The 26064-nt window shown below is 34.6% G+C and carries 29 protein-coding genes; 23 read left to right on the forward strand and 6 right to left on the reverse strand.

The genetic code is table 11. The features are described from left to right. The first annotated feature begins 108 nt into the window (after positions 1-108). The 3 genes from NTU58_04290 to NTU58_04300 all read left to right on the forward strand — a co-directional run bounded on the left by NTU58_04290 (position 109) and on the right by NTU58_04300 (position 1934). Positions 109-726, forward strand: a complete 618-nt coding sequence (locus NTU58_04290; protein ID MCX6764889.1) for an HD domain-containing protein — start codon at positions 109-111, stop codon at positions 724-726. 21 nt (positions 727-747) lie between these two features. Next, complete coding sequence (locus NTU58_04295) at positions 748-1104, forward strand: hypothetical protein (GenBank protein ID MCX6764890.1); 357 nt, start codon at positions 748-750, stop codon at positions 1102-1104. 104 nt (positions 1105-1208) lie between these two features. Then, positions 1209-1934 (forward strand): hypothetical protein, encoded by a 726-nt coding sequence (locus tag NTU58_04300; GenBank protein MCX6764891.1) that lies wholly within the window; start codon positions 1209-1211, stop codon positions 1932-1934. Between the two features lie 170 nt (positions 1935-2104). Here NTU58_04300 and NTU58_04305 read toward each other — a convergent pair whose 3' ends face one another. Then, on the reverse strand, positions 2105-2689 hold the full coding sequence (locus NTU58_04305) for a hypothetical protein (GenBank protein ID MCX6764892.1): 585 nt from the start codon (positions 2687-2689) through the stop codon (positions 2105-2107). A gap of 207 nt (positions 2690-2896) precedes the next feature. On the opposite strand from NTU58_04305, the gene NTU58_04310 reads away from it, so the two are divergent. The 14 genes from NTU58_04310 (at position 2897) to NTU58_04375 (ending at position 12775) form a co-directional block, all read left to right on the forward strand. Beyond that, positions 2897-3139, forward strand: coding sequence for a hypothetical protein (locus NTU58_04310; GenBank protein MCX6764893.1), 243 nt, complete (start codon positions 2897-2899; stop codon positions 3137-3139). A 96-nt stretch (positions 3140-3235) separates the two neighbouring features. Further along, positions 3236-4072 (forward strand): asparagine synthase-related protein, encoded by an 837-nt coding sequence (locus NTU58_04315; GenBank protein ID MCX6764894.1) that lies wholly within the window; start codon positions 3236-3238, stop codon positions 4070-4072. A gap of 51 nt (positions 4073-4123) precedes the next feature. After that, positions 4124-4414, forward strand: coding sequence for a hypothetical protein (locus tag NTU58_04320; GenBank protein ID MCX6764895.1), 291 nt, complete (start codon positions 4124-4126; stop codon positions 4412-4414). 178 nt (positions 4415-4592) lie between these two features. Then, positions 4593-5144, forward strand: a complete 552-nt coding sequence (locus NTU58_04325; GenBank protein ID MCX6764896.1) for a hypothetical protein — start codon at positions 4593-4595, stop codon at positions 5142-5144. A gap of 99 nt (positions 5145-5243) precedes the next feature. Continuing rightward, entirely contained in the window at positions 5244-5522 is a 279-nt protein-coding gene (locus NTU58_04330) for a hypothetical protein (GenBank protein MCX6764897.1), read from the forward strand. A 416-nt stretch (positions 5523-5938) separates the two neighbouring features. Beyond that, positions 5939-6241, forward strand: coding sequence for a polyhydroxyalkanoic acid system family protein (locus NTU58_04335; GenBank protein MCX6764898.1), 303 nt, complete (start codon positions 5939-5941; stop codon positions 6239-6241). A 152-nt stretch (positions 6242-6393) separates the two neighbouring features. Continuing rightward, positions 6394-6699: a hypothetical protein gene (locus NTU58_04340; GenBank protein MCX6764899.1), complete on the forward strand. Its 306-nt coding sequence runs from the start codon at positions 6394-6396 to the stop codon at positions 6697-6699. A gap of 72 nt (positions 6700-6771) precedes the next feature. After that, the gene (locus NTU58_04345) at positions 6772-7518 is read left to right on the forward strand and encodes a hypothetical protein (protein ID MCX6764900.1); all 747 of its coding nucleotides are present in this window, start codon (positions 6772-6774) and stop codon (positions 7516-7518) included. A gap of 81 nt (positions 7519-7599) precedes the next feature. Beyond that, positions 7600-8733, forward strand: coding sequence for a DegT/DnrJ/EryC1/StrS family aminotransferase (locus tag NTU58_04350; GenBank protein ID MCX6764901.1), 1134 nt, complete (start codon positions 7600-7602; stop codon positions 8731-8733). Between the two features lie 29 nt (positions 8734-8762). Then, positions 8763-9179 carry a hypothetical protein gene (locus NTU58_04355; GenBank protein MCX6764902.1) on the forward strand — a complete coding sequence of 139 codons (417 nt, stop codon included), beginning with the start codon at positions 8763-8765 and terminating at the stop codon, positions 9177-9179. 6 nt (positions 9180-9185) lie between these two features. Further along, positions 9186-10052, forward strand: a complete 867-nt coding sequence (locus NTU58_04360) for a hypothetical protein (GenBank protein MCX6764903.1) — start codon at positions 9186-9188, stop codon at positions 10050-10052. A gap of 8 nt (positions 10053-10060) precedes the next feature. Continuing rightward, on the forward strand, positions 10061-10927 hold the full coding sequence (locus NTU58_04365) for a sugar phosphate nucleotidyltransferase (GenBank protein ID MCX6764904.1): 867 nt from the start codon (positions 10061-10063) through the stop codon (positions 10925-10927). 5 nt (positions 10928-10932) lie between these two features. Further along, positions 10933-11796 (forward strand): NAD(P)H-hydrate dehydratase, encoded by an 864-nt coding sequence (locus NTU58_04370; protein ID MCX6764905.1) that lies wholly within the window; start codon positions 10933-10935, stop codon positions 11794-11796. 64 nt (positions 11797-11860) lie between these two features. Then, on the forward strand, positions 11861-12775 hold the full coding sequence (locus NTU58_04375; protein MCX6764906.1) for an FAD-dependent oxidoreductase: 915 nt from the start codon (positions 11861-11863) through the stop codon (positions 12773-12775). Between the two features lie 22 nt (positions 12776-12797). On the opposite strand, the gene NTU58_04380 is transcribed toward NTU58_04375, so the two are convergent. Next, positions 12798-14024 (reverse strand): glycosyltransferase, encoded by a 1227-nt coding sequence (locus NTU58_04380; protein ID MCX6764907.1) that lies wholly within the window; start codon positions 14022-14024, stop codon positions 12798-12800. 124 nt (positions 14025-14148) lie between these two features. Here NTU58_04380 and NTU58_04385 point away from each other — a divergent pair, with 124 nt between their 5' ends. The 5 genes from NTU58_04385 (at position 14149) to NTU58_04405 (ending at position 19600) form a co-directional block, all read left to right on the forward strand. After that, positions 14149-14895 carry a glycosyltransferase gene (locus tag NTU58_04385; protein MCX6764908.1) on the forward strand — a complete coding sequence of 249 codons (747 nt, stop codon included), beginning with the start codon at positions 14149-14151 and terminating at the stop codon, positions 14893-14895. 16 nt (positions 14896-14911) lie between these two features. Further along, positions 14912-15679, forward strand: a complete 768-nt coding sequence (locus NTU58_04390; GenBank protein MCX6764909.1) for a glycosyltransferase — start codon at positions 14912-14914, stop codon at positions 15677-15679. Next, positions 15666-16922 carry a phosphopyruvate hydratase gene (gene eno, locus NTU58_04395; GenBank protein MCX6764910.1) on the forward strand — a complete coding sequence of 419 codons (1257 nt, stop codon included), beginning with the start codon at positions 15666-15668 and terminating at the stop codon, positions 16920-16922. Before NTU58_04390 ends, eno begins: the two co-directional genes overlap by 14 nt. A gap of 4 nt (positions 16923-16926) precedes the next feature. Beyond that, entirely contained in the window at positions 16927-17949 is a 1023-nt protein-coding gene (locus NTU58_04400; GenBank protein ID MCX6764911.1) for a polyprenyl synthetase family protein, read from the forward strand. 121 nt (positions 17950-18070) lie between these two features. Further along, positions 18071-19600: a radical SAM protein gene (locus NTU58_04405; GenBank protein MCX6764912.1), complete on the forward strand. Its 1530-nt coding sequence runs from the start codon at positions 18071-18073 to the stop codon at positions 19598-19600. Positions 19601-19644: 44 nt separating this feature from the next. Here NTU58_04405 and miaA read toward each other — a convergent pair whose 3' ends face one another. Further along, positions 19645-20559, reverse strand: a complete 915-nt coding sequence (miaA, locus tag NTU58_04410; protein MCX6764913.1) for a tRNA (adenosine(37)-N6)-dimethylallyltransferase MiaA — start codon at positions 20557-20559, stop codon at positions 19645-19647. Positions 20560-20604: 45 nt separating this feature from the next. Here miaA and NTU58_04415 point away from each other — a divergent pair, with 45 nt between their 5' ends. After that, a complete protein-coding gene (locus NTU58_04415) occupies positions 20605-21753 on the forward strand; it encodes a DUF1297 domain-containing protein (GenBank protein MCX6764914.1) in 1149 nt (382 codons plus the stop codon). Between the two features lie 98 nt (positions 21754-21851). Here the strand turns inward: NTU58_04415 and NTU58_04420 are convergent, their stop codons facing one another. From NTU58_04420 to thrS, 3 genes are all read right to left on the reverse strand, one after another. Next, positions 21852-22844: a hypothetical protein gene (locus NTU58_04420; GenBank protein ID MCX6764915.1), complete on the reverse strand. Its 993-nt coding sequence runs from the start codon at positions 22842-22844 to the stop codon at positions 21852-21854. Between the two features lie 109 nt (positions 22845-22953). Beyond that, positions 22954-24249 (reverse strand): tRNA (N6-isopentenyl adenosine(37)-C2)-methylthiotransferase MiaB, encoded by a 1296-nt coding sequence (miaB, locus tag NTU58_04425; protein MCX6764916.1) that lies wholly within the window; start codon positions 24247-24249, stop codon positions 22954-22956. Position 24250: 1 nt separating this feature from the next. Further along, positions 24251-25993, reverse strand: coding sequence for a threonine--tRNA ligase (gene thrS, locus NTU58_04430; GenBank protein MCX6764917.1), 1743 nt, complete (start codon positions 25991-25993; stop codon positions 24251-24253). Positions 25994-26064: the final 71 nt, after the last annotated feature.

Raw genomic sequence — 26064 nt, forward strand, 5'->3', positions numbered from 1 at the left:
TCTAATGGTAGGACAACAGCCTTTGGAGCTGTCTATCTTGGTTCGAGTCCAAGCCCCGCAGCAAAAACAAATCGCCAATTAGGCGGTTTTTATGTTAAGATAAAAAATATGAAATACCAAGATAGAATTTATGGAACAATCGAAATAAACGAACTAGCCATTTTAGATTTAATAGAATCTTCGAGCATACAAAGAATGAAGGGTGTAGATCAGCACGGTTATTTTGAACCATATTTTCCCGGCACTGCCTATAGTAGATTTGAACACTCGCTCGGAGTTTTTATTTTACTTAAAAAATTTAAAACTTCGTTATTAGAACAGATAGCAGGATTACTTCACGATGTTTCTCATACTGTTTTTTCTCACGTAGTAGATTATGTTTTTAGTAACGGTTCTGGAGATAGGCAAAATTTTCAAGATGATTGTCTAGAAGAATTTATTGAAAAATCAGAAATTCCTGAGATCCTTAATAAGTATAAAATTAACTACAAGGATATTTTAGATGATTCAAGATTTCCATTAAAAGAAAAGGAGTTGCCCGATTTATGCGCCGATAGAATAGATTATTTCTTGAGAGAATTAAAAGTAACCGGCAAGGCTACGCAAAAAGAAATAGATAAATTTATAAACAATTTGATAATTGTTAATAATTTCTGGGTTTTTAAAGAAAAAGAATTAGCTAAAAAATATGCATATTTATTCTTGGAGATAAACAACTGGTTTTGATCAGGATTAGAAACAGCAGTGATGTTTAGAACCACAGCGGATTTAGTAAAATATGCCATTGATAAGAAGATACTTACTAAAGATGATTTATTCACTACTGACGAGGAAGTTTGGACAAAGATAAAATCAATGGTAGACAAAGACGATAATTTAAAGCTATTAATTGATAGGGCTAATAATAAATTTGAATACAAATATGGCAGCAAAGACGATTATGATTTAAACGCTTCATGTAAATCGCGAGTAGTAGACCCCTTATTTTTAGAGGGCAAGACCTTAAAAAGAATATCTGAAATAGATTCCGATTTTTCAAAATTGAAAGAAAAATACTCTAAACCAAAAGAGTATTACATAAAGTTTTTAGAAAGAAGAAACTAAACAGGTTCTATCATTTCTTTTTCGTTGAAATTACGGACGGACAAAGAGTTTTTTATTTGACAAATTGGTGAATTAGAGTAAAAAGACAGAGGAGGTTTTAACAAATGAATAACGAAAAAGAATTGATAGAATTCGAAATTTCTGATCGTTGTTCTTCAGCTTTAGCCAATATAATTCAATCTAGAGGGTGGCAAGAGAAAAAAAGCTTCACCCTATCTATTAAAAAAGGACCCATCCTCCTTTTTATAGAGAAGTTAGTGCCTAATTGTGTATGCTTTTTTCATGTGGGTTGTTCCAGTGATAGTCGTCCGCCGAACTTTGAATATAGAAGAAAAGTCGAAAATGTTTGTGAGGACAGCGAGATTAAATTCTATTATGAAAGATGGCTTGAATTAAATGTTTTTTGGAAAAATCACTGGTTTCACGATAAAAATGGAATGCGTGATTTGGAGGCTACAGCTCTTGCTTTGAGCGATCCTAAAGAATATACAGAAGAAATTGGATTTGCTTGGACGGGTTCCTATGAAGGATGCGGAAGAAATGCAGAGATTAATTTACACTTTAAGAATCATCAGTTGGAGATAATAAGAGGATTAGACGAAGATAACGAAGAAATTTTTAGAACTAAAATCAAAAGTTTCAAAAAAAGTTTGTTTGATTTTGAGAATGGACCATTGAAAAATAAAAAACTAAGAAATCAGAAGCAAGAAGAATTTCAGGAGCAAGAAGAATTATTTAAACAAGAAGGAAAAAGCGCTGAAGATCTCGTAAAAGAACTGTATCAACTTTTTCAATCATCTATCGTCGATTTTGAAATCAAGAAACCGTAGAGCACTGTCAATCTAACAGTGCTTTTTATTTGTCGCCAATCAGGCTCCTCTTTCACTAAGGTTACGGACGGACAAAGGGTTTTTTGGTTTGAAAAAATATAAAAAGAAGGCGCTGTGAGAAAATAAAAGAGCTCAATCGTTTTTTAGGACTGAGCTTTAGAGAGAGGGAATTACCAGCTTTTTTGGATCTTAGCAAGAGTTTTTTTGGCTAGTCTTACATTATTGCGGTTTGAGCTGAAGGTGAGTGCCGCCAAGGACATACAGTGCATTCGCTTTCCATAGCCAGAAAGAAGCCCCTTGCCTTCGATCTCTTTTTTGGGATCTGCCTCCACGAATTCTCTTGCCAGTTTATTTAATTCTGCTGTTGAAACCCACCTTTGTTCTCCCACCCAGGGATGGAGAGGAATTTCTAGTGGTATTACCGTTGCAAGATCATAAGTACCATCTGTTTTTTTGAGGAGCATCATGTATGAAGGAAGCAGTCCAAAAACAGACAACGTTTTTGGTCCTCCAGACAAAATTTTTGGTCCTATTTTTTTCTCGATCAACCTTACTAGTTCTTTGTACGGATGGTCATAGGAAGGATTTTTCGCTTTCAGAACAGCTCCACCTGTCAATTCATAACAACCCTTATATGATTTGCCCGAGGTTATCGAGTGTTCTACATCTCGTCTCGTTAAACAAAGACTTCCAACGGCTGGATTCAAAATCCCAAGATATATTCCCAAGTTTGCGCTTACTTTTTTTTCTTCCAATTTTTCACCTCTATTATAGCCAAGATTACTTGGTTACAAGAAATATTTCTATTTCTCGTAGTCTTATTATAACAATAAATTTATTGCTTGTCAATTAAAAGAAAATTTTAATAAATATATAATCAAAGTTTTTTATTAATTACCAGTAAGGTAGTTTTTTTGTTTGACATATTTAAATTATTAATTATAATAAAAAAAGGTGAATAAATGAAGAAGTATCATGTCTATGATTTAGAAATAGATAAATCGGGCGTAAGTATTGAAGGCGCAGAAGGAAAAATGGGTCACGTAGGTGGTGCTATAATTGGAAAAGGCGCCGTAGAGCGTGAACGATTAGAAACAGCTTTAAACGATATTATAGCTCCAAGAGATGAAAAAATAACAGCTTTCTTCTCGTCGCGTGGGGGCCAGTGGCCTATCTATTGGCGAATGATAACTATTTCCGAATAAAAAAATATAAAGGGCTATGAGGTAATAAACCTGAGCCCTCTTTTTTATTTGACAAATTAGTGTTTTGGAGTAGAAAGATAAAGGAGGTTTTTAAAATTGAATAATGAAAAGATAAATTTTGTTAACAACTGGAGAGAAGTTATCAACATGCCAATAATTGATAGAGAGAATCATAGATGGAGCCTTCGAAAACTAGAAGCTATCTTGTTTCACTCGGTAAAGACTTGTGCGCGTCAATGCTTAAAAGATAATAACGGAGAAATACACACCACTTTATCGGGAGGGTTAGATTCTTCTTTTTGCTTAGCTTTGATTAGAAAAATAACTGGTCCTGACTGTTCAATTTATACTTACACGATTGGAGGCAGTGAAAGAAATCCAGATATAATTTTTGCAAGGAAAGTTTCTAAGGTTTTTAACTCTATTCATTATGAGCTTATTCCAAAGATCCAAGAGATAAGAAAGGCGAGACGTGTGTTTAGGGATCTGTTTAAGAACAACTACAAGACCGACATTTATAGATCTGGAGACTTAGGTGTATTCTTGATATGTCAATTTATTACAGGACTTAATAATTATCGTCCTATTAGTCTTATTAGTCATGACGGAATTGATGAACTGTTGGGTGGTTATTGGGATCACAGAGGAGCCAAAGAAAAAACAGACAAAATCAAAGCGTTTGAAGATTACTGGTCTCACTTAAAAGGTAATCATCTTCGGCCTCTTGAAAACACAGCAAGTCACTTCGGAATTTCTGTAATTTTTCCCTATTTACAGAAAAGAGTGGTAGAATATATCACTCGAATACCAGTCGAAGAAAGAACTAGCCACGATAGAAGTAAAATTCCCTTAAGAGATATTGCTAAAGAATACCTTCCTTCAGAAGTTATAAAGAGAAAAAAATTAGGATTTAATACGGCAACACTAATATAATTAAAGCGTCAGAAGGCGCTTTTTTTTTCAAAAAAGCAATATGTTATAATTATGGCAATGAATCAGATATTAGTTTTATTTCATCATATTCACCATGAAAAGAAAAAGCACGAAGTTCATCATTGCGGCGGTGAACATCGGGAACTGAATTATAAAATAGAACACTGTAAATGTGGGAAGCATAGCATCGATAAGAAAGAGGCAAAAGGCCATGACTTTAATAATAATGTAGTCAAAGTAAAATTTTTTGAAAAATGTCCTAGTGGTGGATGGCACATAGAAAGTGGTAGAATAATAAAGCAAAAGATCATAAATATGGATGTTTTTGATTTTTTAAAATAAAAGAAATTAGCAAAAATAATCCCTGACCGAGACCCTCCTACGTTAAAACTTCGGACGGGCAAAGCGCATCGATAGGGAAGCCCGAAAATCGCCAATAAGGCGGTTTTTTGGTTTGACTTTCTCAAGATAATCTATTAGTTTTATAGAATAAAAGTTCTTTTTAAAAAGGAGGATGACGATGAAAAAATATGATGAAAGATTTAACGAAATGCAAACTAGAGTTCTTTATTATGAGGAAGATAAAACAGTGAAAGAAATTTCAAAAATCGTTAATATCCCAGTTGAGCCTCTTCGCAAAAGAATGAATAAATGCGGAATGAAATTAAGGAAAATAAGATATGAAACATGCAGATATTGCAAGGAAGGAGTACCGAAACATTTTTTCTTGAAACATGTCAGTTGCCACATTTGGATTATGAAAAACAATGCAAAGTGCAAATGGTGTGATTCTAATAACGTGGTGAAACATGGTTTTCAGAAAATAAAAGGTGTAAAGGTGCAGTGTTTATTGTGCAGAAAATGCGGCAGACTTAGTTTGTTCAATCACGAAGAAACTAAAACCAAAAAAAGAACTCTGGATAAATGTAAAATAGCTTTAATTCTGAGAAAATCAGGATATACCTTTAGAAGAATCGCTGAGTTTATGGAGTATCATTATAAATTGAAAATTGACATAAAAACAGCTTGGAATTGGGTAAAAATCGCCGAAAAGCAAGAAGCAAAAATATAACCTGTAAAAGCAGGTTTTTTTATTTATCGTCAAATAAGCGGTTTTTTGATTTGACTTTTTTAAAATAATGTGATATTTATCATAAAGAGGTGAGAATGTTTGGACATATTATATGTAATAGTCGGGATAATATTGGTTTATATTATTGCATTTGTAATAATACGAACCAAGGCATTGGACATATGGGACGCTGTAATGGTTTTAACGTTGCTTTCAGACATTGCATTTTTAGTAATAATGGCCGGGTTTTTAGTGGTTATATTTTTTTTATCATTTCCCGTGCCAACCCTGATAATAATTCTTTTATTATCAGTATTAGTACTTCGTAAACACCTAATCAAGACCATTCAATTGTTCAAAAAAACAATAACCCTATAAGCTCAAAATTTTAATAAATAATAAATTTCGAGCTTTTTTTATTTAAACTTTCGCCAAACAGGTTCCCTCGGCCGTAGCCCGTTGGCTACAACCTACGGGCGAGACCCTCGGGCATAAGCCCTATGGGCGAGCCTAACGTCGTCCAAGCCCTGCAGCTTTTTTCGCTCATTCGTAAAATATATAAAAAAGAAAAAAGTACTGAGGAGTGAAGTGACGAATGTACCGCATTTTGTCCCGACGAGTGAGGCGTAGGTCGACGAAGGGCCGAGGTACTGAGCGCAGCAGCGCGAATGTGCACTTCAATTCGTAGTATCTAAAAATAAAAATCGCTAATCAGGCGGTTTTTGTTTGGACTTGACTTTCCGAATAGAAATAATAATATTAGAAACAGTTCGTAATATGAAGGAGGTATAAAATTGTCAAAAATTTATTTAAGGCACGAAACTAGCTTATTATCTGCTAAGATTAAGGAAAAAGCGGACAATTTGATAGAAGAAGCTTTAGGAAAATATAAAGATCAAGTCTCTGGTTTAAGAAAAGAATGGAAAGGGAATACTTTAGTTTTTCTGTTTAAAGTCAAAGGTTTTTTTGTTTCTGGCGAGGTAATAATAGAAGACAACTTAATTATAGTTGAAGCGAAAATACCTTTAGTGGCAGCTCCATTTAAAAGAAAGATTGAAGCTAAATTTTACGAAAAAGCAAGAGAGTTGTTTCCCTAAAACATTAGAAGTAAAAGAGATTGAAAAAAATTCTTTCTCTTTTTTATTTATCGCCAAATAGGCTCCTCCTTCACTAAAGTTACGGACGGACAAAGGGTTTTTTAGATTGACAAATTAGTGACTTATTGTAATGTATGGAAGGAGGCTAAATTATGGATTCAGTTCTTTTATTTTTATACGCTGTAATTTTAATTACTGGCGTAGAACTTAGCGTATTTCTTTGGACGAAAATTAGAGAAGAAAAAATAAACAGAAGAACGAAAGAAGGCATGATAGTTAAGGTTTTCCCCGGATTGTTTATAATAGCGCTTGGAAATTATATGATACTTTTTTTAATTATAATTTTTCCTTTGCGAATCGATCTGGCGGAAGTATTTTTTATAATAGGAATGATTTTGTTTTTCGCAGGAGCTATACGATTATCTATAGGGGTAAAGAATTTTTTGATTTCTAAATAAGGTACTTTTTTGTACCTTTTTTTGTTTGACAAATTACTGATTTAAGATAAAAAGATATAGGAGGTAGAAAAAATGAGTCCATTAAAAAATCTTATTTTGGGCATATTTTTACTGATAGCTGCAATATTATTGGCATTGTATATTTTTGTGCCACAGCTAATGCCAGGTCCTGGAGAAATAATAAGAAATACCATAATTGTGATTTTTTTATTGTGGGCTTTCGGAACGACAATGTATGTTTGGATTAAACAAGAAATAAGAGGAGAGATAGATTCTATTGAATCTCAGATCTTGGCAAAAATTTACGAATGTACAGAAATCAAAAAATCGCCGATTTGGAAAGAAAAATTAGTGGAGTGCCTCAAAGAAAAATTTTCCGAGAAAGTAATATCACAAGAAGTAGAAAGATTAGTTGATCTGGAACTGATAATTATAAGTAGCGAAAGGACAAAAGGTTTTATAGAATTTTACATAATCGGGGATAAAGAATTTTATCTTGCGAGAATGATTTACGACAGAATAAACTTAGTCCACAAAAAGGCGATTGAGAAGATTAAAGAATTGTATTATCCTCTTCGTTCTGGCCAAAAAGTAATGGATAAAGACAAGGAAGATCAATTTTTGAAAATAGCTGGCTTATATAAAGAAGATTTAAGCCATGTTCCTTCTTCCGACCTTTCAAAAATAAGAACATTACTTGAAAAATTCCAGAAAGTTACCTTTTTCTATGATTATACCAAACGTAAAATAGAGAAAGTTGTCGAAAATATAGAAAAAGAAGAGGAAATAAGACAAATTCTTTCACAATATAGAGGTTAAAAACCTCTTTTTTTATTGACAAATCGATAATTTGAGATGAAAATAATAAAGAAGGAGGTTAAAAAATTATTAACAAACTAAATGAAATACAAAGTAAATTTTATCAATTCAAGCTATAGGAGATATTATCAGGCGCACAAAGCGGAAATAAATAAAGCATTCCAAAAATGTGCCAGCCAGGGAGACTTTGTCCTTAGAAAAGATGTGGAAATATTTGAAAAGACTCTCGCTAAATTTTGCGGAACAAAATATGCTGTAGGCGTTAATAGCGGGACAGACGCCATTTTTTTGTCTTTAAAAGCATTGGGGATAGGAAAAGGGGATGAGGTAATTACCGTATCCCATACTTTTATCGCTTCAATACAGGTTATTATCCACTGCGGGGCAATTCCTATTTTTATTGACGTAAAAGACGATGGCCTGATGGATGTCAGCCAGATAAGGAAAGTTATTGCTCCAAAAACCAAAGCGATTATGCCTATTCATTTGTCGGGAAAAGTTTGCGAAATGGACGAAATAATGAAAATTGCCAAAAAATATAAGTTAGCCGTAATAGAAGATGCTTGTCAGGCATTAGGGGCGATATACAATAAAAAGAAGGCGGGTAGCATTGGAGACACGGGATGTTTTAGTTTTATTTCAGCAAAATTAATGGGGTGCTATGGAGATGGCGGGGGGATAACTACAAACAGGAAAGATATTTATAAAAAATTATTATTGTTAAGGAATCATTGGAATATTAACCAATTATCTTTATTAGGATATCAGCCAAAGCAACCGAAAATAATGGATTGGGGTTGGAATTCCAGATTGGATAATGTTCAAGCAGCAATTCTTAATGTAAAATTTAAGTATCTTAATTGGATATTGAAAAGAAGAAAAAATATTGCGATGCAATATAACAAAGAACTGAAAGGAATTAAAAGTTTAAAACTTCCTGTTCAGTACGCGGGACAGATTTACCAGGAGTATATTCTCAATATGCCCAATATCTATAAATTTAGAAAATTTATGGAAAAGAAAGGAATAGAACTTCTGATAAGAGATACGACCCCCAATTATAAATTAAAAGGACTCGGACTCGACCATTTTGATCTTCCCTTGACCGATAAGCTTGCTTTAAATAGTGTCAGGTTGCCAATTTATCCGGAGTTAAAAGATGAAGAAGTAAAATATATCATTAAAAGCGTTAAAGAATTTTTTAAACGAAAATAATCGGAATAAGAAAGTTTTAATCCAAAAACATGGCTGAAAAATTTTTACTAAAAAATACAAAAGTTAAAGTAATTGGAATTGGCGGCGGCGGCGGTTCGGTTGTTTCGGAGCTGGCCAAAAGAATAAAAAAAGTCAGTTTTTTAGCAGCCAATACCGACTCCCAGGCTTTGAGAAAAGTTTCCAAAAATGTTCATAAGTTTCAGTTCGGAGAAGAGTTGACCGGAGGGTTGGGGACCGGGGCTGATGTAAAACTGGGAGAATTGGCCGCTCAAAGAGAAAAACAAAAAATTAAAAGAGCTTTAAAGAACCAGGATTTTTGTATTTTTGTATCTTGTCTTGGCGGGGGAACCGGCTCCGGAGCGACGCCTGTTTTTACCGAAGTTTCCAAAGAGTCAAAAAGCATTAATTTGGGAATTTTTACCCTTCCTTTTAAATTTGAAGGATAAAGAAAAATGGAGACAGCTAGAGAGGCCCTGGAAAAAATAAAACCGAACTTGAACGGTTTTTTAATTATTCATAACCAAAAAATTTTCAAAATCATCGATAAAGACACTTCCCTAGACAAGGCTTTCGAGTCTTTAAATAAAATTTTAGCTGAAAATTTATCGGCCCTGATAAATCTTATTTTTGAGTCGGGGCTTATCAATATTGATTTTGCCGATTTTAAATCTATTTTAGACGGCAGCGGTGAAAAAATTTATTTTAATTCGGCTCAAGCTTCAGGCCCCAACAGGGCAGACGAGGTTGTTAAACAAATTTTTAATTCTTCCGTAATTGATTTTAATATCGTTTCGGGAAAAAGAATTTTATTTAATATTTCCGGCGGCCAGAATTTAAAAATGACTGAAGTTGAAAAAATTTGCAACAGCATAGCTGATTTGAATAGAAATTCTAAAATTATTTTCGGCGTTTCTCAAATTTTGCCTCAAAACAAACAAGAAATCGGTTTAACGCTTTTGGTGGTAGGCGATGACAAGAATAACAAAATTTTAAAAAAAGAAACGCCCTCTGTAAAAAAAGAAAAAAAGACAAAAAAAAGAAAAATCCCAAAAGAACTTCCTGAAATTAAAGAAAAAATCATTACCAAAAAAGAAATTAAAATTAAAATTGAAAAAAGGGTTGAAAAACCGAAGAAAACAATAAAGAAAAAAGAGGAAAACAAGAGGTTGAGCGCCCTGGATGTTAAAAAAGCTACCGAAAAAGAAGAGGGTAAAAGGTTAGCCGAAGAAGAAAAATGGGACATACCCGCTTTTCTCCGCCGGAGCCCTTGGAGGGAAAAAATTAAAATTTTTGAAAACAAAAAAAAGAAAAATAAATAATAAAAAATATGATAAAAAAAGCCATAATTCCCATTGCCGGCCTGGGGACAAGATTTTTGCCCCTCTCTACCGTTATTCCCAAAGAACTTTTCCCTTTGGTGGATAAACCGGCAATTCAATATATCATCGAAGAAGCCAAAGCTTCCGGGGTCCAGGAGATTATTTTTATTGTTAGTCCGAAGAAAAAAGAAATTTTGAGTTATTTTAAAGAGAATCCGGAGCTTGAAAAAACCTTAAAAAGCAGAAACAAAGAAAGCCTGTTAAAAGAGCTGCAGAAAATCAAAGAAGTTTCAAAAGGAATTTCTTTTTTATCGGTTTCTCAGCCAAAGCCTTTGGGTGACGGTCATGCTATTTTGCAGGCAAAAAAACTGATAGGAAAAGATCCTTGCGGTGTTTTTTTTGCCGATGATATAATTGATTCTAAAATTCCTTGTTTTTCACAATTAACCAATATTTTTCGGACATCGCAGGCCCCGATTATCGGTTTGAAAAAAGTTTTAGACGACAAAATTTCCAATTACGGAATAGTGGAGGTTGAAAAAATTTCAAGCCGTCTTTATAAAGTGAAAAAAATTATAGAAAAACCGGATAAAAAATCAGCCCCGTCTAACCTGGCTATCGTAGGTAGATATATTTTAACTCCCGAAGTTTTTTCTTATCTGGAAAAGGCTTCTCCCAACTCAAAAAAAGAAATAATTCTGGCTGAAGCTTTGGGCAAAATGCTGGATGATGGTAAAATGATTTATGGCTATGAATTTGACGGAAAATGGCTTGAATGCGGCACGAAAAGCTCTTGGATTTATTCTTTTCTTTATCTTTGCTCCAAGCATCCGGAATTCGGTCCCAAACTAAAAGATCTTATAAAAGAAATATAAATATTATGATAAACGTAACAAAGGATATTTTAAAAATAATTTATAAGGAAAGACCGCCCGAAGCAAAAAAATACGATTACGGCTTACTTCTGGTAATCGGCGGTTCGGAATTTTATTCCGGGTCTCCAGCTTTGTCGGCTTTGGCCGGCTTGAGGGCCGGAGCGGATATGGCTTACGTAATTGCTCCCAGGAGAGCAGCTGATATAATCGCTTCTTTCGGACCGGACTTGGCCGCTTATCCTTTAGAAGGAAAGTGTTTGACGGAAAAACATTTGTCTACTTTAATTTCCATGACTGAATCGGCTAAAATTGTTTCTCATGGGAAAACTGCGGTTGTAATTGGCGGGGGAGCGGGTCGGAGCGAAGAAACTAAAAAAGTAATCAAGGATTATCTTTCTCAAATTTCAATACCAGCCGTCATTGATGCCGACGCCATTCACGCGATAGCCGATTGTCCGGAATTAATTTCAAAAAAGCCATTCTTAATCACCCCCCACAGTTTTGAGTTTTTTATTTTAACCGGCAAAGAAATAAAAGGACTTCCTATTGAAGAAAAAATAGAAGTAGTCCAAGAACAAGCCAGAAATTTGGGGATTACCATTTTATTGAAAGGGAAAATTGATATAATTTCTGACGGCAAGGAAACGGCTTTAAGTAATACCGGAAGCCCTTACATGAGTATTGGCGGCACCGGAGACGCTTTGGCGGGCATAGCGGGTTCCATTTTAGCTCAAGGATTCGATCCTTTTTTGGCCGCCCAGGCCGCAGCTTTCATTAACGGCAAGGCCGGTGAATTAGCGGCCAAATCAAAAAAAGAATCAATGCTAACCACTGATTTAATTGAAGTCATATCCAAGGTTTTGCATTGATTCATAAGATAGATTTGATAATTATACATGTCCGTTTTTAACAAAAGAACTCTTTTTTTAATATATGAAAAACATATATGATTTAGTTATTATTGGAGGAGGTCCTGCGGGCATTACCGCAGGAATTTATGCTGCAAGAAAGAAAATAAATACTTTATTGCTTTCCAAAGACTTTGTCGGACAAACGGGAAAAGCTCTTTTGGTTGAAAATTATCCCGGATTTGAGCAGATTGAAGGAGCAGAGCTTGCGGCAGTGCTTAAAAGACATTTGGAAAAATTTAAAATTGAAATAGACGAAGAAAGCGTAATTGGACTTAAAAAGAACAAAGATTTTTTTGAAATTAAAACCAAAAATTTAGAATATTCGGCAAAGAGCGTTATTATTACAAGCGGAGCCAAGCCCAAATTTTTGGGTGTTCCCGGAGAAAAAGAATTTGTCGGTCGCGGCGTATCTTACTGTACTATTTGCGACGCCCCATTTTTTAAAGAAAAAACCGTTGCAGTGGCAGGCAGCGGAAACAGCGGAATTGAGGCCTCTTTGGAGCTGACAAAATATGCTAAAAAAGTTTATATTTTAGAATTTTCTTCAAAACTGAAAGCCGATGAAGTTAACCAAGAAAAAATTAAAAAAAATAATAAAATAGAAATAATTTTATCGGCTCAAATTAAAGAGATAAAAGGGGAAAATTTTGTAAAGTCGGTTATTTACCAAGACCAAAACAATAAAAAGTTAAGGGAAATTTTTTTAGACGGAGTTTTTATTCAAATTGGCTGGGAGCCGGCGGCTGATTTTGCCAAAGGATTGGTAAATTTTAACGAAAAAAAAGAGATCGAAATTAATCTTTTAACAAATGAAACTAAAACGCCGGGATTGTTTGCCGCCGGCGATGTAACCTGTATTCTCTTCAAACAAATGATAATAGCTGCGGGAGAAGGAGCTAAGGCCGCTCTTTCTTGTTATGATTATTTAAAAAAATAGAGTTTCCTTGGAGAATGAAAAATTATCTGATTAGGGATTTTACCTTGCCGAGAAAATTTATCAATTTTGAAATTCGAGAATGGTTATTGTTTTCATGGTCTTTCAATGATTTTTTATAAATATCCAATAATTTTTTAGCTTGTTTTTCTTTAGAAAAGGACTTGGCAATTTTTTGGGAAACTTCGGAAAATTTATTATATAATTTTTTATCCTCAAGAATTTTCAATATAGAATCGGCAAAAACCTCTGGTTTTTGTTTTTGTATTATAAAGCCGTTTTTCCCGTCCTTGATTATTCCCGCAAAAACATCATCTTCCAAAACCACGACTGGCAACCCGGCGGCTTCCGCTTCCAAAACAACAATACCTTGGGTTTCCGTTAAAGACGCAAAACTGAAAATATCGGAGCCTTGATAAAAAGAAGGAATTTCTTCGTAAGGAATCCGGCCCGTGCATTTTACGAATTTTTCTATGCCTAATTTTTCAGCCAGTTCTTTGGCTTTTTTTTCGTAAGGTCCCGTCCCTATCATTATCAAGAAAACATTGTTTTTTTTCTTTAAAACTTCTTTTAAGGCCTCCACCAAGAATAAAGGATTTTTTTCAGCTTCCATTCTGCCGACAAACATTAAAACCCTACTTTTCTCGTCAATGTTTAGTTTTTTTCTTAAAATCGCCCTTTGCTTTAATGATTTTTTAAAAACATTTAAATCAACGCCGGTCGGAAGAACAGAAATTTCCTTTTTTACTCCGTAATTTTTTAAAACTTTTTTTATTTTTTCTGAAGGAGTAATGATAGAACTGGATAGATTACAGAAAAAAGTCGTCCAAGTTTTAGCCAAAGAGGGGGTGAAGAAGTTTTCTTTAAGATAAAACTTAGCGTATTCTTCCAAGTGAGTGTGATGGGTGTAGATAAAGGGAATTTTTTGCCTCATTGCAATGTATTTTCCTAAAAATCCCAGACTGAAAGGAGATTGGGCGTGAATTACGTCTAATTTTAAACTTAAAATTTCTTGAATTTTGCGGCTTCCCGGTAAAAAAGGCAAAGCAAGATAAAGGTCTCTTGTTTTGGAAAGGGTCAAGGCTCTGAACCTGTAGACATTCGGGTTTTTGTCTTTATAATTTTTTGAAGCTGGAGCGAAGATAAAAACCTCGTGGCCCCTGTTTTCCATTTCTTTTCTGAAGGTTTCTATGGAAACCGTAACTCCGGCGGCGGAAGGCAAATAATAATCAGTAAAAAAGCCAATTTTCATTTTGATTTTGTTATATTATTATATTATACTATATTAATTATATACAATATACTTTGTTAACTATATACAATATATTTTATCAATTATAAACGATTTTTTACTTTTTTTAAAACAAAGACAATCAATGATATCCATAATTATTCCCACTTTAAACGAGGAAAAGCACCTTTTCCTTTTATTAGAATCTTTAAAAAACCAAACTTTTCAGGATTTTGAGGTGATTGTTTCCGACGCCGGGTCTAAAGACAAAACTTTAAAAATAGCTCAAGAATGGGGCTGTAAAACAGTAAAAGGCGGTTTGCCGTCTTTTGCCAGAAACAGGGGAGCAGAAGCTGCCAAGGGCGATATTTTGGTTTTTTTCGATGCGGATGTCTATTTGCCAAAAGATTTTTTAGAAAAAACCATAAAAGAATTTAAAGAAAGGAATCTTGGCTTGGCAGGTTGTTATTCTTTGCCTCTGAGCGAGAAGCTTATAGATTTTGTGTTGTATGGAATCGCCAATTTTTATTTACGGCTTACTCAGATTTTTATTCCTCAGGTCGCCGGTTATTGTATTTTCGTTAAGAAAAAAATACACCAAGAAATAGGAGGATTCAACGAAGAGATGAAACTAAACGAAGATTTTGACTATGCCCAAAGAGCGTCAAAAAAAGAAAAAGGAAGATTTTTAAAATCAGCCAAAATTCCAATTTCCGTCAGAAGGCTGGATAAAGAAGGGAGGCTGGGATTGTCTTTAAAATATTTGGCTTGCACGATTTATTTCTTGCTATTCGGTGGAATTAAAAAAAACATTTTTAATTATCCCTTTGCTCATTACAATGAAAATTTGGAAGACATAGAAAAGAAAATAAAGAAATTAAAATTAAAATAATTTTTTAAAAAGATAAATGCTGTCTGTAATAATTCCCGCTTTTAACGAAGAAAAGCTCTTGCCTTTGCTTTTAGAATCTTTGAGGACCCAAACTTTTCAGGATTTTGAGGTGATTGTTTCCGATGCAAATTCAAAAGATAAAACAAAAGAGGTAGCCAGACTTTGGGGATGCAAGGTAATTAAAGGCGGTTTGCCGCCAGTCGGAAGAAACAGGGGGGCCGAAGTCGCTAAGGGCGATATTTTAGTTTTTTTGGATTCGGACGTGGTTTTGCCGAAAGAATTTCTGGAAGAGTCCTTGAGAGAATTTAAACACAGGGAATTGGACGTTGCTGGTTGTTATTCCCAACCCCTGAGCGACAAAGACATTGATTTCATTATTTACGGAACTGCCAACGCTTATTTGAAGATAACTCAATTTTTCCTTCCCCAGGCTCCCGGCCATTGCATTATTATAAAAAAAGAAATTCATAAAAAAATCAACGGTTTTAATGAAGAAATAAAAATAAACGAAGATTTTGATTATATAAACAGGGCGGCTGAAATAGGGAAATTCAGATATTTAGAAAAAATTAAGATTCCAATATCAATGAGAAGATTGGATAAAGACGGCCGATTAACGATGTCGGTTAAATATGCAATTTGCGCTTTTTATTTCGCCTTATTCGGCGGAGTAAAATCTGATATTTTTAATTACAGGTTCGGCCATTACCAAGAAAAAAATAAAACTTTTAAAGATAAGATAAAAGAATTTAAAATTAAAATTAAAAACGATGTCAAAAATTAAATCAATTAAAGCCAGGGAAATATTGGATTCGCGGGGGGACCCCACTATTGAGGTTGACTTGGTAACGCAGGATGGTATTTTCCAATCATCGGTTCCCTCCGGAGCTTCCAAGGGCAGGAATGAAGCTAAAGAATTAAGAGACGGCGGGAAGCGATATCACGGCAAGGGAGTATTGAAAGCCATAAAAAACGTGAATGAGGTTTTGGCTGAAAAATTAGAAGGCAAAGAAGCAACTCAGCAAAAAGAAATTGATTATTTAATGTTAAAGCTGGACGGTACGAAAAACAAAGCCCGATTGGGAGCTAACGCTATTTTGGCGGTTTCCATGGCGGTTTGCCGAGCCGGGGCCAAAGCCAAGGGAATCTCTCTTTTTCAATATATTTCCCAAATTTTTAATTTTGAATATAAAAATCAGGTATTGCCTGAATCTGTTTTACCCCAGCCCTGTTTTAATATTATTAACGGCGGCGCCCATGCCGGAAGCGAATTAGATGTTCAGGAATTTATGATTTTGCCAAGAGCAGGGTCATTTGTTGAAAACTTGAGGCAAGCTTCAGAAATTTATCATGTTTTAAAAGGAATTTTAAAAGAAAAATTCAAAGAATCATCGATTAATTTGGGAGACGAAGGCGGGTTTTCTCCGCCTTTGAATAAAAGCGAAGAAGCCTTAAGTTTGATAATGGAGGCGATAAAAAAATCAGGTTATTTCCAAAAAACGGAAATTGGATTGGACGTGGCCGCCACTCAGTTTTATAAGAATAAAAAATATAATTTTGAAGGCAGAAGCCTGACTTCAAAAGAATTTTTGAATTTTTATAAAAAAGAAATTCAGGACTTCCCGATTTTATTTATCGAAGACCCTTTTGCCGAAGAGGATTTTGATGGGTTTGCCGGTATTACAAGGTCTATCGAGAAAAAAATATTCATTTTAGGGGACGATTTAATAACGACAAACTTAGAAAGAATGAAAATAGCCGAAGAAAAAAAGGCCTGTTCTGGAATGATTATTAAACCCAATCAAGTGGGCACCGTAACCGAAACTTTGGAAGCGGCAAAATTGGCAAAATTTTACGGTTGGAAAATTTTAGTTTCCCACCGTTCTGGAGACACTTTCGACTCTTTTATTTCCGATTTAGCCGTCGGAATCGGCGCTGATTTTATAAAAGCCGGCGCTCCGGCCCGAGGGGAGAGAGTGGAAAAATATAACAGATTATTAAGAATAGAGGAGGAACTGAAAAAATAATTTTATGAATTTTAAAGAATTAAGCGATTTTTTGGCAGATTCTTCTCAAAAAGTTGAACCTAAAATAGAGGAACTTCTTTTTTCTTATATTGACGGGAAAAACAAAGAAGCCGTCAGATATCAAATTTCCACCGGCGGGAAAAGATTAAGGCCGGCCTTGGCTTTGGCTGTTTGCCAAATGTTCGGAGGTAAAATTGAGGATATTTTATATCCGGCTGCCAGTTTAGAAATTTTACACAATTATAGCTTAATAATTGACGATATTGTTGATAAAAGCATTTTAAGAAGGAAAACATCGACTTGTTGGTTTAAATTGGGAAAATCTACTGCCGAATGTATAAGCATTGATTATGCAGCCGCTGTTTTCCAAGGGGCTAATCGTTCGAAAAAGCCGATAGAAATTTCAGAGCTTTTGGCAAAAAGCATGAAAGTTTTGGTTGACGGAGAAATACTGGATATTTTATTTGAACAATCGGGGCGGAGCAACGAGCCTTATATTAAACAAAATCGCTACGACAAAGTGACTGACCAAGATTATTTTGAAATGGTTTCCAAAAAAACAGCTATTTTGGTTCAGACAAGTTGCGAAATCGGGGCTTTGATTTCCGGTGCCAAAGAAAAAAACTTGGAAGTAATAAAAGAGTACGGTTTAAACCTGGGGATAGCTTTTCAGATTCAGGATGACATTTTGGATATTTTCGGTTTCCAGAAATCATTTGGCAAAAGAAAAGGACAGGATATAGCTGAAGGAAAACTCGGCAACATTGTTATTCTTTTTGCTTTTCGGGAATTTTCTTCCGAAGACAAAAAAATTTTTTTGGAAATAATAAGAAAGGGTAATGTAAAAAATGAAGAATTAAAAAAGGCCTTGGAAATGATAAAAAAAACCAATGCTCTTTCAATCTCTTCGGCTAAAGCCCAGGAATTTATAAACAAAGCTAAAAAAGCTCTTGAATCCTTGCCTCAAAACAAATGGAACGATATCTTGAAAGAAGTTGCCGATTTTGTGATAAAAAGGGAAAAATAGCATTGATATCAAAAGCAAAATCAAAAGAAAAACGGCCATTGGAGCCGTTTTTCTTTTATTGACAAACGATTTCAATTGGATAAAAATAAACCAGTACCTGAAAAATTAAAGAGGTGAAGTTATGGAAAACTTAGAAAAAATTAAATCTATTTGTCCGGAATGTTTTAAGAATGGAAAAACTATTAAAATAGAGGCCGAGATTATAGAAGATGAAGGCAAAATATGGATAACTAAGAGTTGTCCGCAACACGGATCATTTAAGGATGTAATGTTTAGTGATCCCCAGCTTTATTACAAATGGATGAAATATAAAAAAGAGGGGCACGGCGTGGAAAACGTTGAGATTAAAAGTTCGATTTTTCCCGACACACGGTTGTATCCAAAACATAAATCCCAAACCATTTTGACGAACCTTTTGGTAACCAATAGGTGTAATCTAAGATGCGGTTATTGCTTTATGAATGCTGGTGTAGCTGGATATATTTACGAGCCATCTCTGGAACAATTAAAGAAAATGATGGAAGAAGTTATTAAGGAGAAGCCAGTGCCTTCGAAAGCAATTCAGATAACCGGGGGAGAGCCAACCATCAGAGAGGATCTATTTGAGATTATCAGAACAGCGAGAGAAGTGGGTTTTTCTCACGTTCAACTCAATACTAACGGAATTAAATTGGCTGAGTCGGTGGATTACTGTCGGAAAGTTAAGGAAGCTGGTGTAAACACCATCTATATAAGTTTTGATGGTGTTTCTAAGAAAACTAATCCCTGGATAGAACAGAATAAAAAAGCCATAGAAAATCTAAGACAAGTGGGAATAACTAGCATTATTCTTGTTCCAGTGGTTATGCGTCGGAATCTTCACGAACTGGGATTGATAGTCAAATTTGCAGCTGAAAACATTGATGTGATCAGGGGCGTTAATTTCCAGCCGATCGCTTTTGCCGGAAAATCCCAAAATATTTCTGAAGATCAAAGAAAGAAGGAAAGAGTGGATTATGCAGAAATGATAGCGATACTAGAAGAGGAACTAGAAGGACAAGTTAAAAAAGAGGATTTTTATCCAGTGCCTTTTGTTTTTCCCATTTCAGAGCTTAACGAGAGTATTACCGGAAAAAAACAGGTTGAATTTACAGCAAATCCAATGTGTGGGGCAGCAACTTACGTTGCCGTAGAGAATGGAAAGTTAATACCGATAACCAGATACGTGGATGTTGAAGGGTTGATGAATTTCATTAGTGAACAATCAAAGACAACCGGTCTTTTTAGAAAAGTCAGAATAGGAATTTCTTTATTGAGAAATATCTCTAAATACATCGACAAAAAGAAAGCTCCAAAAGGATTCAAGTTGTCTAAATTACTGTTCAAAACAGTTATGGGTGGTACCTACAAATCTCTAAAAGAATTTCAATACAAGAACATCTATATCGGGAGCATGTGGTTTCAAGACATCTGGAATATGAATCTCGAACGCTTAGAAAGTTGTGTAATCCATTACACTACCGAAGAAGGCATTATTCCTTTTTGCGCCTACAATAGTTTAGGATTGGGAGAAAAAATTCGAGCAAAGCATTCTATGTCAATTAAAGAGTGGGAACAAAAAACAGGAAAGAAAATGAAAGACGATCTTTGGAAGAAAACAAACAAAAAATAGAAGCAATAAGCCGTGAAAATACGTATAATGTAAAAGCCAACTGCTTAAGGTTGGCTCTTTTTTTGTCTTAAAAAATTTTTTATTAATTTTTCAGCTTCTTCCCGGTTTTTTATCCAGAGGATTTTTTTACTTTGTTTAAACCAAGTCATTTGGCGTTTGGCAAACTGGAGAGTATGGAGCTCAATTAATTTTTTTGTTTCCTCTCTATTTGTTTTTCCTTCAAAATATTCTTTAAACTCCTGATATCCGATTGTGTGAAAAACAGGAAGAAAGCAGTATTTTTTATAGAGTTTTTTTACTTCTTTCTCTAGTCCCGACTTAAACATTGCATCCGTTCTTTTTTTAATCCTTTTTTTTAATTCTTCTTTTTTTATTTTTATTCCAATTTTCAAAACATCAAAAATCGGTTTTTGTTTTTCTCTTTGTTGCCAGAAAGATTTTCCTGTTGTTTTACATACTTCGATTGCCCGAACGAGTCTCCTTTTATTGTTTTTATCAATCAATTTTGAACCTTCAGGGTCTGATTTTTTATAAATTTTAAAAAGTTCCATAGCCGTCTTTTTTTCTAAATTTTTTCTTAATTTTTTATCTGGAGTAACAACAGGAAAGGAGATGTTGTCGGTTATCGAAGAGATATAAAGTCCGGTTCCGCCGACTAAAAAAGGGATTTTTCCTTTTTTTTGGATATTTATAATTTTTTCTACGGCTAACTTTTTATAGAGAGCAACGTTAAAATCTTCATTTGGACTTATAACATCTATTAAATAATAGGGGATACTCTTTGTTTCTTTTTTGGTTGGCTTGGCTGTTCCGATATTCATTTCTTTATAAATTTGCCGAGAGTCAGCCGAAACAATCTCCCCTTTAAATTTTTTTGCGAGTTTCAATGCTAATTTCGTTTTTCCCGAAGCAGTTGGGCCTAAAATTACAATTAATTTTTTATTATAAACGTTTGCCATATTTCCTGCCTTATGTTAGATAAATATATCAAGGAGGTATGCTCTTTGTCAAAAGAAAAAATGATTAAAAAAGGAGAAATAGATGAAATTTTAGAAGGTTATGATGAGAAGCAGATAACAATAGGAGTTATTGGTTCTCATTCTGCGCTTGATATTTGTCACGGAGCAAAACAGCAAGGTTTTAATACGCTTGTTATCTGTCAGAAGGGAAGAGAAAAAACTTATGACCAATATTATAAGATAAGAGAAGGTAAGGGCGTTGTTGATGAAACAATAATTTTAGATAATTTTTCTGAAATTATAAACCCCGAAGTTATTAAAGAGATACAAAGGAAAAATACAATTTTTATGCCTCATAGATCCTTTGAAGTTTATGTCGGCTTTGAAAAAATTGAGAACGAATTTAGAATTCCACTATTTGGTTCGAGAAGTATACTCAGGGCAGAAGAGAGAGACACAGACACAGAAAGGAATCAATATTATCTGATGGAAAAGGGAGAAATTCCTTATCCAAAGACTTATAAAAGTCCTGACGATATTGATAGATTGGTTTTTGTTAAAGTTGCGGAAGCGCAAAGAACTTATGAACGAGCGTTTTTTTCCGCGACGAATCCAGAAGAATATAAGCAGGAATCAGAAAAACTAATAAGGCAAGGGAAGATAACCAAAGAAGCATTAGAGAAGGCAGTGATTGAAGAATTTATTGTTGGAACACCAGTTAATTTGAATTTCTTTTATTCTGTGATTAATAACGAATTAGAATTAATTGGAACAGACACAAGAAGACAAACAAATTTAGATGGAGTTTTAAGGCTTTCAGCGCCGCAGCAAAATGAATTTCTGAGACACAGAGGAATTCAAATGATTGAAGCAGGACATTTTTCTTGTACAGTAAAAGAATCATTACTTGAACAAATTTTTGAACTCGGAGAAAAATTTGTAAGAGTTGCGAGACAAGAATATCCGCCAGGAATTATTGGATCATTTGCTCTTCAATGCGCTTTGGTTCCGGGACCCCCAAAAGAGAAATTTATCTGTTTTGATATAAGCATGAGGATTCCAGGCTCTCCGGGAACGAAATATACGCCTTATTCCGAATATTTATACAACAGGCCGATGAGTGTCGGGCAAAGGATTGCCTTGGAGATTAAACACGCTTTGGAACAAAAAAGATTGGCTGATATCGTAACCTAATTTTAAAAATAGAGCTTTGGATTTATTAAACCAAAGCTTTTTTATTATAGCTTAAGCTAAAAAAAAGCTGAGAAAAATTTATTTCTCAGTTATTATTTTTAGTGTCTGAAATATCTTTGACCAGTAAAAACCATTGCAATTCCGTGTTCATTTGCCGCCCGGATAACTTCATCGTCTTTTTTAGACCCACCTGGTTGGACTATTATTTTAACGCCGAAATCTGCCGCCGCGTCTACTCCGTCTCTGAACGGGAAGAAAGCGTCGCTAGCCATTATGGAACCGTTGATATTATCGCCGCCTTTATGAGTGGCGATCTGAACCGCGTCAACCCTTGAAGTCTGACCACCTCCGATCCCTACCGTTCTTGTACCCTTAACGAAGACAACCGAATTGGATTTGATATGTTTGACGCAATTTACTGCGAAATCCATAGAATTTAAGTCCGTTTCGTCGGGTTTATTTTCAGTGACTACTTTCCAGTCGTTTTTGTTACTTGGCTTAACATCTCTTTCCTGGACAATAAAACCGCCGACAACGCTTCTGAATTCTAAGCCTTTTCTTTTTATTTTCTTGTCTAATCCTGGTAATTCGAGAAGGCGTAATTTCTTTTTTGAACTGAATATCGACAAGGCTTCTTGGCTATAATCCGGCGCAATAATTACTTCAAGATATTGTTTGGAAAGTCTTTGGCCTACTTCTTTCGATAGAGTTCGATTGAAAGCGACGATGCCGCCATAAGGAGATTTAGTATCGGTAGTATAAGCGTCTTCCCAGGCTTGGAGTGACGTGTCGGCAAGGGCTATTCCGCAAGGAGTGGCATGCTTTATGATTACGCAAGCCGGTTTGTCAGGGAATTCTTTTATACATTCTATAGCTATATTGGCGTCAAGAATGTTAGTGAAAGAAAACTCTTTTTCTCCTATTTGGATTTGCATAGCGTTCGATATACAGGGTTCGTCTGTTAAAGGATAAGATTTTAAAAACCATCCTTTCTGATGAGGATTCTCGCCGCATCTTAATTCTTGGATTTCTTTTTCTATAATATTAAATTCTTTAGGCAATTTAAACATTGGTTCTTTTTTTTCTTCCATATTTTACATCTCCATATTGAATTAAAAATGTACCGTATCTTTTTTATAATAAATAATCAGTTTTGTAAACTCCCCACACCAAAAATTAGTAGTGGAGGTAAAGCACTTCTTATCCTTTCAATCTCCAAGGTGTAGCTTCTGTTATTTTTATTTTTATAAATTTGCCGACAAGTCCGCCGGCTGGCGAATTGTTAGAAATTTTTAATCTCACGGTTTTATAGCTTTCAGTTTTTCCGATTAAAAATCCTTTTTCTTCTTTTTCAATTAAAACCTCAATTGTTTTTCCGATGTATTTTTTATTATTTTCTAAAGCGGTTTTTTTAAGAATTTCATTTATAATTTTTTTCCTTTTTTCTTTTTCTTCGCTCGAAACATTGTCTTTCATTTTTTCGGCTTGGGTTTGGGGGCGAGGGGAGTATTTTGCGATGTAAGCCATATCAAACTTTATTTCTTTAAAGAGTTTTACGGTATTTTCAAATTGTTTTTTTGTTTCACCGGGGAAACCAACAATAACATCGGTGGATAAGCAAATATCCGGAATTTTGTTTCTGATTTTTTTTACTAAATTTTTATAATGTTCAATTGTATAAGGCCGGTTCATTTTTTTCAAAATTTTATTGTCGCCGGCTTGGACGGGCAAATTTAAATAATCAGTTACTTTTTCGCAGGATTTCATAGTTTCCATGAGTTCATCGGAAAAATCCTTGGGATGGGAGCTGGTAAAACGAATCCAGAAGTTACCCGGAATTTTATTTACCATTCTTAACAATCCGGGGAAGTCAATGTTCGCGGATTTATACGAATTTACGTTTTGGCCAAGCAGCCATATTTCTTTAGCCCCCTTTTTTATTGCGGTTTTCGCCTCTTTTATAATTTCTTTGTGGTTTCTGTTAATTTCCGGACCCCGGGCAAAAGGAACAACGCAAAATGAGCAAAAATTATTACAGCCCACAGAAATAGGTATCAAGGCCGAAAAATTATTTGAAGAATGAGGGTTAAATTTTAAATATTGATTAGTAAATTTTTCACAAAAATTTGAATCGCGGGACGGGGGATAGTAAAAACATTTTTCTTCTTTTAAAAAGTCTTTCCAAAGGTTTAATGTTTTAATTGACAAAACATAATCAAAGTATTTCTCAAATTTTTTTTCATCTTTTTTTGATATGCAACCCGTAAGAAGAAATTTACAATTTGCATTTTGCAATTTAAATTTAGAAAAATCGATGATTTTTCCAAGAACTCTGTCTACTGCTGCCTGCCTGACCGAGCACATATTAATCACAATTAAATCAGCTTCGTTAATTCTCGAAGCTGGTTTATATTTAGCTTTTTTTAAGGCCGAAGCTATTCTTTCACTGTCTGATTCATTCATCTGACAGCCGAAAGTAACGATAAAATATTTCATTTTAAAAAATTATTTTCTTTTCTATCTCTAAAATAGTTTTTTCAATAAATTCATCAAATTTTATTTCTCCAATATCTCCTTTTTGTCTTTGACGAACCCTCACTGAATTCGCTTTAATTTCTTTGTCGCCAACTACCAGAATATAAGGAATTTTTTGAATTTCTCCTTCTCTGATTTTTTTGGACACGGTTTCAGCTTCAGTTTTTGCTTCGGTCCTAATGCCCAAAGATTTTAATTTTTTCTGAACTTCCTCGGCGTATTGCCGGTGGTCGCTGCCTATCGGCACCACCCAAACTTGGACAGGGGAAAGCCATAAGGGAAGATTGCCCGCGTAATGCTCCAATAAGACACCGATAAATCTTTCCATGCTGCCCAAAATTGCCCGATGAATCATAAAAGGTTCTTGTTTTTTTCCCTTCTCATCAATGTAAGTCATTTTAAATCTTTCAGGGAGATTGAAATCGAACTGGATTGTTGTGCATTGCCATTCTCTTTGCAAAGAATCTTTTATTTTAATATCAATTTTAGGTCCGTAAAAAACTCCTCCGCCCGGGTCTGTTTTATAAGATAATTTTAGATTTTCAATTACATTTTTTAGGGTATCTGTAGCTTTTTTCCAGTTTTCGTCGCTTCCTGCGTATTTTTCCGGTTTCGTTGAGAGATAAATCGTATACTCTTCAAATCCAAAAGTTTTAAGAACTTTAAGCGCAAATTCAAGAAGATTTGCGAGTTCTTCCGGCATTTGCTTTGGAGTACATATTGTATGAGCATCGTCTTGTGTAAAACCGCGAACCCTGGTTAAACCGTGCAGAGTTCCGGACCTTTCGTAACGATAAACTGTTCCAAGTTCTGCAAAAAACAAAGGAAGATCGCGATAGCTTCTTATTTTAAAATTGTAAGCTTTGACATGAAAAGGACAATTCATTGGTTTTAATAAATATTCTTCCTCGTCTATTTTTATCGGTGAATACATGTTTTCTTTATAAAAATTCCAATGGCCGGAAGTTTTCCAGAGATTTAGATTTCCAATATGAGGAGTATACAGCCAGTCATATTTTTGATTCGTTAATTCTTGATATAAATAATCTTCAATAATTTTTCGTAAAATAGCGCCTTTAGGGAGCCAAATTGGCAAACCCGCGCCAACCTCCTCATCGATCAAAAAAAGTTCCAGTTTTTGGCCAAGAATTCGGTGGTCTCTTTTTTCGGCTTCTTCTTGTAGCTTTACATATTCGTCCAGCTTTGTTTTGCTTTCAAAAGCCAATCCATAAATTCTGGTTAACATCGGATTTTTTTCGCTTCCTCTCCAATAAGCGCCCGCCAGCTTTGTTAGCTTGAAGCTGTCCAGGGGAATTTCCTTAGAGGATTTAACATGGGGTCCCTTGCAGAGGTCAATGAAATTTCCACTTTGATAAACGCTTATTTCTTTTTCTTTCAGTTCCTTTATCAGCTCCAGCTTATAAGGTTTTTTTGCGAACAATTTATTTGCCTCTTTCTTGGATATTTTTTTCTTTTTGAAAACAACGTCTTTTTTTATAATTTCTTTCATTTTTAACTCAATTTTTGGCAGAGATAATCCCTCCTTCGCTAAAGCTTCGGAGGGCAAAGCAAAATCATAATAAAAACCGTTTTCAATAGCAGGTCCAATTCCAAATTTGACTCCTGGGTACAATTCCTGAACCGCAGCGGCCATTATATGGGAAAGGGAATGGCGGACAGTTTCTAGTATAATTTCTGTTTTCATAAGCTAAATTGTCTTTTTTTTGTTGACTTTTTAATTATATTATATTAAATTTCATTTATATTCAAAAAGGA

The organism is Candidatus Nealsonbacteria bacterium (assembly GCA_026396195.1).
Taxonomy (GTDB): Bacteria; Patescibacteriota; Minisyncoccia; order Minisyncoccales; family JAGGXC01; genus JAPLXH01.